This window comes from Burkholderia pulmonis, assembly GCF_984667975.1.
In genome coordinates, this window is the sequence record NZ_OZ480188.1 from 22573 (window position 1) to 34535 (window position 11963).

Annotated in this window: 10 protein-coding genes; 7 read left to right on the top strand and 3 right to left on the bottom strand. The window is 67.0% G+C overall.

Annotation, left to right across the window (positions count from 1 at the left end):
• Positions 1-4: 4 nt before the first annotated feature.
• Positions 5-1390: an MmgE/PrpD family protein gene (locus tag AC5LXK_RS31985; RefSeq protein ID WP_493394623.1), complete on the top strand. Its 1386-nt coding sequence runs from the start codon at positions 5-7 to the stop codon at positions 1388-1390.
• Complete coding sequence (locus tag AC5LXK_RS31990; RefSeq protein WP_493394624.1) at positions 1387-2196, top strand: HpcH/HpaI aldolase/citrate lyase family protein; 810 nt, start codon at positions 1387-1389, stop codon at positions 2194-2196. Before AC5LXK_RS31985 ends, AC5LXK_RS31990 begins: the two co-directional genes overlap by 4 nt.
• 59 nt (positions 2197-2255) lie before the next feature.
• Here the strand turns inward: AC5LXK_RS31990 and AC5LXK_RS31995 are convergent, their stop codons facing one another.
• On the bottom strand, positions 2256-2951 hold the full coding sequence (locus AC5LXK_RS31995) for a TetR/AcrR family transcriptional regulator (protein ID WP_493394625.1): 696 nt from the start codon (positions 2949-2951) through the stop codon (positions 2256-2258).
• Positions 2952-3588: 637 nt separating this feature from the next.
• Between AC5LXK_RS31995 and AC5LXK_RS32000 the strand changes: the two genes are divergently transcribed.
• Positions 3589-4953 (top strand): DUF1329 domain-containing protein, encoded by a 1365-nt coding sequence (locus AC5LXK_RS32000; RefSeq protein WP_493394626.1) that lies wholly within the window; start codon positions 3589-3591, stop codon positions 4951-4953.
• Positions 4954-5026: 73 nt separating this feature from the next.
• The gene (locus AC5LXK_RS32005) at positions 5027-6871 is read left to right on the top strand and encodes a DUF1302 domain-containing protein (protein WP_493394627.1); all 1845 of its coding nucleotides are present in this window, start codon (positions 5027-5029) and stop codon (positions 6869-6871) included.
• Here AC5LXK_RS32005 and AC5LXK_RS32010 read toward each other — a convergent pair.
• Positions 6855-7088, bottom strand: a complete 234-nt coding sequence (locus tag AC5LXK_RS32010) for a hypothetical protein (RefSeq protein WP_493395117.1) — start codon at positions 7086-7088, stop codon at positions 6855-6857. The two genes, AC5LXK_RS32005 and AC5LXK_RS32010, sit on opposite strands and share 17 nt — an antisense overlap.
• On the opposite strand from AC5LXK_RS32010, the gene AC5LXK_RS32015 reads away from it, so the two are divergent.
• Genes AC5LXK_RS32015 through AC5LXK_RS32025 form a run of 3 tightly spaced genes read left to right on the top strand, consistent with a single transcriptional unit; the run spans position 7023 to position 10587 of the window.
• Positions 7023-9293, top strand: a complete 2271-nt coding sequence (locus AC5LXK_RS32015; protein ID WP_493395081.1) for an efflux RND transporter permease subunit — start codon at positions 7023-7025, stop codon at positions 9291-9293. The two genes, AC5LXK_RS32010 and AC5LXK_RS32015, sit on opposite strands and share 66 nt — an antisense overlap.
• A 31-nt stretch (positions 9294-9324) precedes the next feature.
• On the top strand, positions 9325-9591 hold the full coding sequence (locus AC5LXK_RS32020; RefSeq protein WP_493394628.1) for a hypothetical protein: 267 nt from the start codon (positions 9325-9327) through the stop codon (positions 9589-9591).
• 27 nt (positions 9592-9618) lie between these two features.
• Positions 9619-10587 carry a WD40/YVTN/BNR-like repeat-containing protein gene (locus AC5LXK_RS32025; RefSeq protein ID WP_493394629.1) on the top strand — a complete coding sequence of 323 codons (969 nt, stop codon included), beginning with the start codon at positions 9619-9621 and terminating at the stop codon, positions 10585-10587.
• 328 nt (positions 10588-10915) lie between these two features.
• On the opposite strand, the gene AC5LXK_RS32030 is transcribed toward AC5LXK_RS32025, so the two are convergent.
• On the bottom strand, positions 10916-11812 hold the full coding sequence (locus AC5LXK_RS32030) for a LysR family transcriptional regulator (protein WP_493394630.1): 897 nt from the start codon (positions 11810-11812) through the stop codon (positions 10916-10918).
• Between the last annotated feature and the right edge of the window lie 151 nt (positions 11813-11963).

Genomic DNA, 11963 nt, shown 5'->3' on the forward strand with positions numbered 1-11963 from the left:
GACGATGACGAATATGCTTCCCGCCCCCGGCCTCACGCTCGCGACGTTCGCGTCGCAACTGCGCTTCGACGCGATTCCGCACGATGTCGTCGCGCGCACCGTCAACCTGTATGTCGACTGGCTCGGCTCTGCGCTGGCCGGCAAGGGCGCCCGCCCGGTCGAGACGATCGCCGCATTCGCGCGCCGCGCGGGCGGCCCGGCCGGCGGGCCCGGCACGGCCGACGTGCTGATCGACCGCGCGCGCGCGACACCGTATTTCGCGGCGATGACGAACGGCGCGGCATCGCACTTCGCCGAGCAGGACGACGTGCACAACGGGTCGGTGTTCCATCCGGCGACCGTCGTGTTTCCGGTCGCGCTCGCGCTGGCGCAGGCACGCGGCGCGAGCGGCCGCGCCTTCATCGAGGCGGCGGTGGCGGGCTATGAAGTCGGCATCCGCGTCGGCGAATTTCTCGGCCGCTCGCACTACAAGGTGTTCCATACGACCGGCACCGCAGGCACGGTCGCGGCCGCCGCGACGGCCGGGCGGCTGCTCGGCCTGTCGCCGGAACGGATGCTCGATGCGTTCGGATCGGCCGGCACGCAGGCGAGCGGGTTGTGGGAATTCCTGCGCGACGCGGCCGATTCGAAGCAACTGCATACGGCGATGGCCGCCGCGAACGGGCTGATGGCGGCCGAACTCGCGCGCGACGGATTTCGCGGCGCCACGCGGATACTCGAAGGCGCGCAGGGGATGGCGGCCGGGATGTCGACCGATGCGGACCCCGCGCGGCTGACCGACCGGCTCGGCGAGCGCTGGGCGACGGCGGAAACGTCGTTCAAGTATCACGCGTCGTGCCGTCATACGCATCCGGCGGCCGACGCGCTGCTCGCGGTGATGGCGCGCGAGCGGCTCGCGATCGCCGATATCGAAACGGTCGTCACGCACGTGCACCAGGGCGCGATCGACGTGCTCGGCGCGGTCACGGTGCCGAGCACCGTGCATCAGGCGAAGTTCAACATGGGCACCGTGCTCGCGCTGGCTGCGTTGCACGGGCATGCGGGTGTCGACGAATTCGAGCGCGATTACGCGGCGGCACACGTCGCCGCGTTCCGCGACCGCGTGTCGATGGTGTTCGACGACGAAGTCGACCGCGCATATCCGGCGCGCTGGATCGGCAAGGTCACGGTCACGACGCGCGACGGCCGCGCGCTCGCGGGCCGCGTCGACGAGCCGAAGGGCGATCCGGGCAACACGCTGTCGCGCGACGAGATCGCGCGGAAGGTGGGCAAGCTGGCCGCGTTCTCGGGCGCGGCGTCAGCCGTCGAAGTCGAGCGGCTCGTTGCCGACGCATGGCAGGTCGCATCGTGCGAAGCGATCGGCACGCTGTTTCCGGAGGCATCGGCATGACGTCGGCCGCTCCTTTCGCCCGTTCGTGGCTGTTCGTTCCCGGCAACCGCCCGGAGCGTTTCGAAAAGGCACGCGCGGCCGGTGCCGACACGGTGATCGTCGATCTCGAGGATGCGGTGCCGCCGGACGGCAAGCCGGCGGCGCGCGACGCGGTCGTCGCGCATCTCGATCCCGCACGGCCCGTATGGGTGCGCGTGAACGCGGCCGATACCGCGTGGTTCGCCGACGACGTCGCGGCGCTCGCCGCGCATCCGGGCACGGCCGGCGTGATGCTGCCGAAATGCGAGACGCGCGCGCAGGCCGGCGCGGTGCTCGCGCGTGCGCATCGTGCGCTCGAATTGCTGCCGATCGTCGAGACGGCGGCCGGCATGGCGGGGCTCGATGAAGTCTGTACGTCGCCGCGCGTCGTGCGCGTGGCATTCGGCACGCTCGATTTCCAGGTCGATCTCGGGATCGACGGTGACGGGGAGGAACTGAATGCGTTCCGCTCGCGGATCGTGCTGGCGTCGCGGCTGGCCGGGATCGCACCGCCGGTCGACGGCGTGTCGACGGTGATCGGCGATCCGGATGCGATCGAACGGCATGCGCGCTACGCGCGGCGGTTCGGCTTCGGCGGGAAGCTGTGCATTCACCCGAAGCAGCTCGACGCCGTGCATCGTGCGTATGCGTGGACCGACGCAGAACGGGCGTGGGCGCGGCGCGTGCTCGATGCGCTCGACGCGAGCGGCGGCGCGGCGGTCGCGCTCGACGGCAGGATGGTCGACATGCCGGTGATCCTGAAGGCGCGGCGCGTGCTGCGCGGGTAGGCGGCGAGCTTCGATTGCCCGTCTGTGAGGGGCGCCGGCGTCCCGGCGTTGCCGTGCGCTCAGCCCGGCAGCGCCGCCACCGCGAGCACGGCCTTCACCGTTTCGTCTTCCATGCCCTTGATGTCGGACGGGAAGCGGTTGCGCTGCGGGATCAATACGCCCAGCCCCTCGATCTGCGCGGCGATCAATGCCGATCGGCGCGCGAGTTGCTGCGGCGTCAAAGCGGGATTCACCGCCGTCACGAAGCCGGCAATTATCTGACGCTGGAACAGGTACGCGTCTTCCATCGTCTGCCGCGCGAACTCGTGCGCATGCGCGAGCGCCCAGAAGTTCACGAACAGGCTTTGCGTGCGTGGCAGCTTCGCATCCTCGATCAGCATCCGGACCACTTTCTCCAGTCGTGCTTCGGGAGACAGCGTCTCGTCGGTCCGCACGCTGTCGTAGTTCCTCGAATACTCGGCGATGGTCTCGCTGATGATCGTCGCGTAGAGATCCTCGCGCGAAGGGAAGTAGTGCTGCAGGTTCGACAGCGCAAGCCCCGCGCCGGCGGCGACCTTGCGCATCGTCAGGCCGCCGTAGCCGTCGACGATGAAGATGTCGATCGCGCTCTCTAGAATGCGGGCGACCGTATGCCGGCCGCGCTGGGTCAGCGCACGCGTACCGTCAGGCGTTTTCGCGTCCGGCGCAGGTTCCGATCGACGGGGCGACGCCGGTTCCGCGCGAATGTCGTCAGGGCTCGTCGATTTCGGTTCCATCGAAGTTTCTCCTCCTGCGGGCAACACATGCCCGGGCTTTCGGATGTAAGGCTGATTGTAGGTTATTCGACCTAGTGCCTCAAGCCGGGCGGTTTTTCCCTGCATGCCGGCCGGCTCGGCGAACGCCGCCGGCGCCCGCGTGCGCCGGTTCTGTCCAATCACCGATGCCCGAAATTTTAAGCGTGTTTGCCGCCTTGTCCGGGTGATGCGGGCCCCGTTGCCTCTGCCTTCATCGCGCCTTCGTCAAAACTTGACTGTGTGCGACGTCAAAAATAAGGTCAATCAACCTATTAATTGTTGCGAATCAGGCAACTGCGTGAACCATTCGAACGTGCGGATGACACGTGTCAACTTGCCGATGAACGACACATGATCACGTAATTATCCAATAGGTACGCGAAAAATCGCATGAATTAGCTTGGCTATCCTGCGCGATACGTAACCTTTTCATCGAGGGTTTCACCCGACTTGTGGCATCAAATAGCCGTGCGTATAACGCTAACTAGGTCATATGACATATTTGCGAGGGTCGGTGAAGCCAGCCCTCCAGGAAAACGCGCCATCGCGCCGATGGTGGAGACGGCTTCGTGTTGCCCGGCAACTGCCGGCAACCGGAGCGGGATTTGGAGCGAGAACCATGAACAGGAAGCATGCAATTGGAACGTTGAGCGCCGTCGCGGCAGCGTTGTTGCTGGCCGCAGGCAGTGCGGCGGCCGAGGACCTCACGGCGACCGGCGCGGAGCGCGGGCCGAGCAAGGACGGCCTCGTGCCGGCCTTTGCCGGGCGCCAGGCGCCGCAGTCGGGCTGGGAGTACGGGAAAGTCCGCGGCGATTTCTGGAAGCACCGCAACGAGCAGCCGCTGTACTCGATCGACGCGGCGAACGTCGACAAGTACGCGGACAAGCTGTCGCCCGGCCAGATCCAGCTGATCAGGCAGTTGAAGGGCTACCGGATGGACGTCTATCCGTCGCACCGCGAATGCCAGTTGCCCGATGTGGCCGAACAGAACTCGAAAGCGAACCTGACGCAGGCGAAGCTGGCCGCGAACGGTCAGTCGCTGCAGTCGGCGGCGCTGCCCGGCGTGCCGTTCCCGCAACCGAAGACCGGCGCGGAAGCGATGCTCAACTACGAGACGCGGTATCGCGGCGAAGGGATCGAGTGGTCGCCGATCGCGACCGTGATCTCGCCGCGCCCGGGCAGCAGCGACTGGATCGACGGGATCGGCCCGCAGGCCGTGTACCTGCCGGCCGGCAAGCTCGGCAAGAGCTCGCCGCAGGATGTCGACCAGATGAACATGGCCGTCTATTTCTCGATCAATTCGCCGGCCGCACTCGCCGGGCAGTCGTTCGTGCAGCGTCAGTACTACGACAAGGACTCGGAGACGTACTACTACTTCCCCGGCCAGCGGCGCGTGCGACGCATGCCGGCCTATACGCACGACGCGCCGCTGATCGGCTTCGAGAATCAGTATCTGATCGACGACGCGAACATGTTCAACGGCTCGCTTGACCGGTTCGACTGGAAGCTGGTCGGCAAGAAGGAAATGATCGTGCCGTACAACGCATTCGGCATGTACACGTTCAAGAGCAAGCTGCATGACGTCGCGACGCCGAACGGCATTTCCGCCGAGCACCGGCGCTATGAAGTGCACCGCGTGTGGGTCGTCGAGGCGACGCTCAAGCCGAGCGCGCGCCACGTCGCGTCGAAGAAGACCTTCTATCTCGACGAGGACAGCTGGCTCGCGCTTGCGTCGGAAGACTACGACGCGCAAGGCAAGCTCTGGAAGGTGCGCGAAAGCTACCCGATCCCGGTGTTCGAGCTGGGCGGCGCGTGCGACAACCAGCCGTTCGTCCAGTACGACCTGAACAACGGCCGCTACGTGTTCGACGGTTCGTCGATCGGCCAGGGCAAGGACATCCGCTACTACGAACGCGCGAACGATCCGCGTTTCAAGGCGGATTTCTACACGGCCGAATCGCTGCGCGCGGTCAGCGAGCGGTGACGCACACCGCCTAGCGTGAAGAACCGGTGCGCGTGCGGCGCGCACCGGCGCCGACAAGGGGAGGAGACAGGTCATGAAACCAAGAATAATGATTAGGCATACTACGATTTCACTCGCCGTGATGAGCGCGACGGCCACGAGTGCGTTCGGGTACCAGTTCACGTCCGCGGGCGGCGACCTGCAGGGTTCGTGGGTCACGAACCTGACGGCCGGCGCCGGCATCCGGACCAAGAACCCGAGCTGCTCGCTGACCGGCGATCCGAATGCGTTCGGCTGCGGCGCGGGCGCGAATACGAATCAATGGGGCTTCGGCGACAACGGCGACCTGAACTACCGCAAGGGCCAGCCGTTCAGCACCTACATCAGCGCAACCAGCGAACTGCTGCTGAAGATGCCGAGCGAAGGGTTGAAGTTCATGGTGCGCGGCACCGGCATGTACGACTTCCTGGCCGGGAACACGAACCGCACGCCGCTGTCGAGCACGGCGGCCGCGCAGGTCGTGTACAACGCGCAACTGCTCGACCTGTGGGCCGAGAAGGATTTCACGATTGCGGACCGGAATGCGCACGTGCGCATCGGCAACCAGGTGATCAACTGGGGCGAGAGCATGTTCGCGCAGAGCGGCATCAACGCGACCAACTCGATCGACGTGCAGAAGCTGCTGATTCCCGGCTCGCAGCTCAAGCAGGCGCTGCTGCCGGCGCCGATGGCGAGCTTTGCCGCCGACCTGTCGCACGGCTTCAGCACCGAGGCGTATTACCAGTTCCAGTGGAACGGCAACCGCTACCCGCCGGTCGGGTCGTACTGGTCGACGTCGAACATCGTCGGGCGTGGCGCCGAACCGTACACGATCAACACGACCAACCCGAACGTCGCCGGCCCGAGCGCGGGTACGATCGCGAACGCGATCGGCGGCCCGAATGCCGCGGGCAACCAGGATGCCGTCAACGCGATCAAGAACGGACTCGTGAACGGCGCCTACGCGGGGCCGCCGTTCAACGACCTCGGCCTGCCGCTCACGACGACGCTGCCGGCGAAATACCGGCCGCAGTTCGGCGTGAAGTTCAACTTCTCGCCGCGCTCGTTCGATGCGAACTTCGCGCTCTACTACGAAAACTATACGGACAAGTCGCCGGTGCTGACCTCGCTCGCGACCGGCGGCATCCGGGCGTCCTATCTCGGCAGTCGCCAGCTGTTCGGCGCGAGCGCGAACTTCGGGCTCGGGCCCTGGGCAATCGGCACCGAGCTGTCGTACCGGCCGCGCGACGCGGTCGCGCTGTCGAACTGCTACGGCGCGGGCGGCCCGCTGGATGCGGTCACGAACGGCGTGGCGGGTGTCGACTGCCAGCAGTGGGTCGACAAGAAGAAGTTCCAGTACGACCTCAACGGCCTGCTCGCGCTCACGCGCAGCGAATATCCGTTCCTGAAGCTGCTCGGCGCCGATTCCGCCGCGCTGACGTGGGAACTCACGTGGATCTACTACCCGGGGTTGAATTCCAGCGGCGTGACGCGAACCGTCGACGGGCAGACCGTCACGCAGGCGCCGCAGGCCGGCTATGCGCCGTGGCTGAACAACGGCTCGGGGCTCGGCTATCCGATCGGGATGGCGCAGGGCACCGCGAGCTCGGTGGGCGCGACGATCGATTTCAACTGGACCTATGACGGCTCGCTGATTCCCGGCTGGCAGGTCACGCCGGGCGTGACGTTCTCCGATGGCCTGTACGGCTACACGCCGACCTTCACCGCGAATTACCTGCAGGGCGCGAAGTCGGTGAACGTCTACGTGCTGTTCAACCAGAATCCGCCGACCTGGCAGGCCGGCATCAACTTCACCGCGTTCTTCGGCGGGCACAACACGGTCGGGCAGCCGTACGCGGACCGCAATTTCGTCGGGATGTTCGTCACGCGGAATTTCTGACGGTGACGGGTGGCAGGCGGCGTGCGTCGTGCGCCGTCGCAATACATGAAGGGGTAAGGTCGTGCTCAATCGTCTGGTCGGTCGCCTGGAAAGGCTCTTTTTCGGTCATCGCGCGCTCGTGCTCGCGGCGATCGCATTGTTTACGGTCGCGATGGCCGTGTTCGCCGTGCAATTGCGGATGGATGCCGGTTTCGAAAAGCAGATGCCGATCGGGCATGAATACATCCGCACGTTCCAGCAATACCGGAACGATCTGCTGGGCGCGAACCGCATCACGGTGGTCGTGCGCGCGAAGCACGGGTCGATCTGGTCGAAGGAAGGGCTGACGCGTCTCTTCGACGTCACGCAGGCCGTCACGTACCTGCCGAACGTCGACCGGATCGGCGTGCGCTCGCTGTGGACGCCGAACGCGTTCGTGAATGAAGTGACCGACGAGGGTTTTCGCGCGGAGCCGATCATTCCCGGCACGATCACGCCCGATCAGCTGACGCCCGGGCGCGTGCAGGGCATTCGCCGGTCGACGACGCTCGGCGGCTACGTGGGCACGCTCGTGTCGCACGGCGAGGACAGCGCGATGATCACGGCCGAGCTGAACGAGCGCGACAGCGCCGGCAAGGTGCTCGACTACGTCGCGTTCAATCACCTGCTCGAAAGCAAGATCCGCAAGCCGTTCGAGGATGCCGGCTACGAGATCCAGATCATCGGCTTCGCGAAGCAGATCGGCGATATCGCCGACGGTGCGACCGCCGTGCTCGGCTTCTGCGCGATCGCGCTGCTGCTGACCACGCTCGCCGTGTACTGGTACTGCCACTCGGTGCGCTTCACGGTGCTGCTGGTTGCGTGCTCGCTGACGTCGCTCGTGTGGCAGTTCGGCACGCTGAAGCTGCTCGGCTTCGGGCTCGATCCGCTCGCGGTGCTGGTGCCGTTCCTGGTGTTCGCGATCGGCGTGTCGCATGGGGTGCAGCAGGTGAACTTCATCGTGCGCGAGATTGCGCACGGGCACAGCTCGTACGACGCCGCGCGCCACAGCTTCCGGGGGCTGCTGATCCCCGGCGTGCTCGCGCTGGTGACGGCGTTCGTGTCGTTCGTCACGCTGCTGCTGATTCCGATCCCGATGGTGCGCGAGCTCGCGATCACCGCGTCGCTCGGCGTGGAGTACAAGATCGTCACGAACCTGATCCTGCTGCCGGTCGCCGCATCGTGCTTCAACTTCGGCAACGCGTATGCGGACCGCGCGCTGAAGCGCGCCGAGCGCCGTGCGGAATGGCTGCGGCCGCTCGCGCGTGTCGCCGAACCGAAGTATGCGGGCGCCGCCGTCGTACTGACCGTCATGGTGTTCGGGCTCGCGGCATGGCAGAGCCGCGACCGCGTGATCGGCACGCTGCAGCCGGGTGCGCCGGAACTGCGTGCGGACGCGCGCTTCAATCGCGACGCGACGTCGATCGCCGGCAACTACGACATGGGCCTCGACTGGCTGACGGTCGCGATCGAATCGAACGGCAAGGCCTGCGACAACCCGGCGGTCGGCCTGTACGAAGACGATTTCTCGGCCGCGATGCGCACCGAGCCGGGTGTCGTGTCGGTGCAGTCGTACGCGTCGATGCTGCGCGCCTACAACCAGGGCTACAACGAGGACTTCCCGAAGATGAACGTCGTGCCGATCGATGCCGGGAACTACGGTGCGGTGTCGGTCGACGTCGGGCGCGCGAAGGGGTTCATGAAGGCAGACTGCAGCATGACGGCCGTGCACCTGTTCCTGACCGATCACAAGGCGACGACGATCAACCGCATCCTCGACGACGTGAAGCAGTACCGCACCGCGCATCCGTTCCCGGGCATCACGGTGCGGCTGGCGGCCGGCAATGCGGGGGTGCTCGCCGCGACGAACGACGAGGTCGCCAGAAGCGAGCTGCCGATGATGCTGTACGTGTACGCGGCGATCCTGATCCTCGTGTTCCTCGCGTACCGCGACTGGCGCGCGATGCTCGCGTGTTGCGTGCCGCTGTCGGTCGCGACCTTCATCGGCTACGGGTTCATGAAGGCGCTGCAGATCGGGCTGACGGTCGCGACGCTGCCGGTGATGGTGCTGGCGGTGGGCATCGGCGTCGACTACGCGTTCTACATCTACAACCGGCTGCAGGTGCATCTCGCGGGCGGGCAGGACATCGTGAAGGCCGTCCAGCACGCGATGCTCGAAGTCGGCGTGGCGACCATCTTCACCGCGATCACGCTGGCGATCGGCGTGGCGACGTGGAGCTTCTCCGCGCTCAAGTTCCAGGCCGACATGGGCAAGCTGCTCGCGTTCATGTTCATCGTGAACCTCGTGATGGCGATGACGGCGCTGCCCGCGCTCGCGTCGCTGCTCGAACGCGTGTTCCCGCGCCGCAAGCCGGCCCGTGCACCGGGCCTGTTCAGCCACTGACCCCGACGCGCATCCTGACGGAGATTCAGTCATGGTCAAGACCCTGGTTGCCTGCGGCGCACTGTGTATCGCAGCCGCATCCTTTGCCCGATTCCATGGAGCGGTCGCGGACCGGACCGCTTTCGTTCATGCGGTCGCGACCGACGCGAGACATGTCGGCGTGCGCCATGCCACGGCCGGCGAACCGGGCATCGCGCCGTCGTCGAACGATGGCAACGCCGCGCAGGGCGCCGGCATGCCGCCGGTCGTTGCGCTTGGCGAAGCGCATGCCGGCTGGTCGGCGCTCTTCAACCACTGATGCCCGCACACACGACAGAGATTCACGATGATCAAGACGTTAGTTGCCTCTATGGCGCTTTGCGCCGCCGCGACGGCCTTCGCCCAACCGCCGGACGGAACGGTTGCGGCCTGGGCCGCGCAGCCCGCGCATGCGTGGGCCGCGCCGACGCACATGATGCTGATGGACGCCACCCGTGCCGGGTCGAGGATCGTCGCGGTCGGCGAGCACGGCATCGTGCTGCTGTCCGACGACGACGGCAGGACCTGGCGGCAGGCGCGGCGCGTGCCGGTGTCGGCGACGCTGTCGGCCGTGTCGTTCGCGGATGCGAAGCACGGCTGGGCCGTCGGCCAGTGGGGCGCGATTCTCTCGACCGATGACGGCGGCGATACCTGGGTCACGCAACGGCTCGATACGTCGGTCGACCAGCCGCTGTTCTCGGTGCTGTTCACGAATGCGCAGGACGGCATCGCGGTCGGCCTGTGGTCGCTGATGCTGCAGACCCACGACGGCGGCAGGACGTGGGCGCGCACGCCATTGCCGAAGCCGCCGGGCGGCGGCAAGGCCGACCGCAATCTCTATCACGCGTTCGCCGACGCCACGCATGCGCTCTACATCGTGTCCGAACAGGGGATGGTGCTCAAGTCGGCCGACGGCGGCGCGAACTGGACCTACCTGCCGACGGGCGGCAAGGGCACGTTGTGGTCGGGTGTGGCGATGCCCGACGGCCGGATCGTGGTCGGTGGGTTGCTCGGCAGCCTGTTCGAGAGCCGCGACGGCGGCACGACGTGGACCGCGCAGCACACGGGCACGCGTAGTTCGATCACGGATCTCGTCGCGACCGGCGGCGGGCTGACCGGTGTCGGGCTGGACGGTCTCGTGCTGACGCAGCGCGTGGCGGGGGGCCCGTTCGCCGTCGCGCAGCGCGCGGATCGCGCGACGCTCACGGCCGCGCTGATCGACGCACGCGGAAAGCCGGTGTTTGTGTCGCAGTCAGGCGTGCTCGACACGCCGTGACACGGCCTGCGACTTTTCGTGTTTCCCGAATCGGCGTACACGCTATCCAGTCCAACCTCGTTCAATGCGGGCGCTTCGCCGGACGGCACGGGGCTGTGGCACGCGCTCGATCGGGACGCCGGCGCGAAGGGCGCAGCCGGCCTGATTGCGCTCGCGAGATTCGTGGCCGTGCGCGCCGCAGCGGGCAGGGCCGTCATTGGCGTGAGCGGACCCTGTTCGCACCATGCACATCGCCCGCGGTCCGTTACCGGACGGCGGGCGACGCGAGGGGTGCCGTTTACGGGATGCGGCGGCCGCCGCCGCGGGGGCGGCCCGGCGCGCCGGATGCTCAGGCGCGCATCTCGGCCGACGGCAGCAGCGCGGCGAAGCGGTCCGCGAGCGTCGGGCGCGAGCGGGCGGGCCAGATCGCGCTCAGTTCGAAATTCGGCAGCCCGGCGCCGTCGCGGATCGGGCTGTAGGCAACGCCGTCGAACGAGAAGGCGTGAATCGAGCGCGGCAGCAGCGACACGCCGCACCCGGCCGCGACGCACGCGACGACGGTCAGCGTGCGGTTCACGTCGAGCACGATGTCCACCGGATGCCCGGCCTGGCGGAACGCGCTGAGGATGCCCGCGCGGATCAGCGGCAGCTGATCGTGCGGAAACCACACGAGGCCGGCCGCTGCGAGATCGGACAGCGTCACCGTGCCGTCGGGCTGGCGCGGGAACTCCTTCGGCAGCACCGCGACGAGCGGATCGCGCCGGATCAGCTTCTCGCGCATCCTGCCGTTGACCGCGACCGGCGTATGCAGCAGCCCGATGTCGATTTCGCCGCGCTCGAGCGCGATCGCCTGCTCGGCATTGCTCATCTCGCTCATCACGAGCTCGACGTCGGGCGTGCTCTCGCGCAGCGCGCGGATCGCGCGCGGCAGCGTGTCGAACAGCGCGGCACTGACGAAGCCGATGGTCAGGCGCCCGGCGCGCTGTGCGCCGATCTCGCCCGCCCGGTGCGCGGCCGCATCGAGCCGCGCGATGCTCAGGCGCAGGTCGTCGACCATCGCGAGCCCGGCCGGCGTGAGCGTCGCGCCGCGCCGCGACCGGTCGAACAGCCGGACTCCCAGCTCCTTTTCCATCCGGTTCAGCGCCTGGCTGAGTGCCGGCTGCGCGATGCCGAGCTCGCTGGCGGCGCGCGTGAAGCTGCCGGAATCCGCGATCGCGAGAAAGTAGCGGACGTGCCTGATTTCCATAAGCGGGTGTTATGAATAATTATTCGAAACATAGTAGCGAATTATCCAAATGATTCATAGGATGCACATCGGGCGTCGTCGATACAGGCCGCGCCTCCGGTAGCGGCGCGATCAGGCGGCGCACGGCGACAACACGAGGAGACCTCCGTTG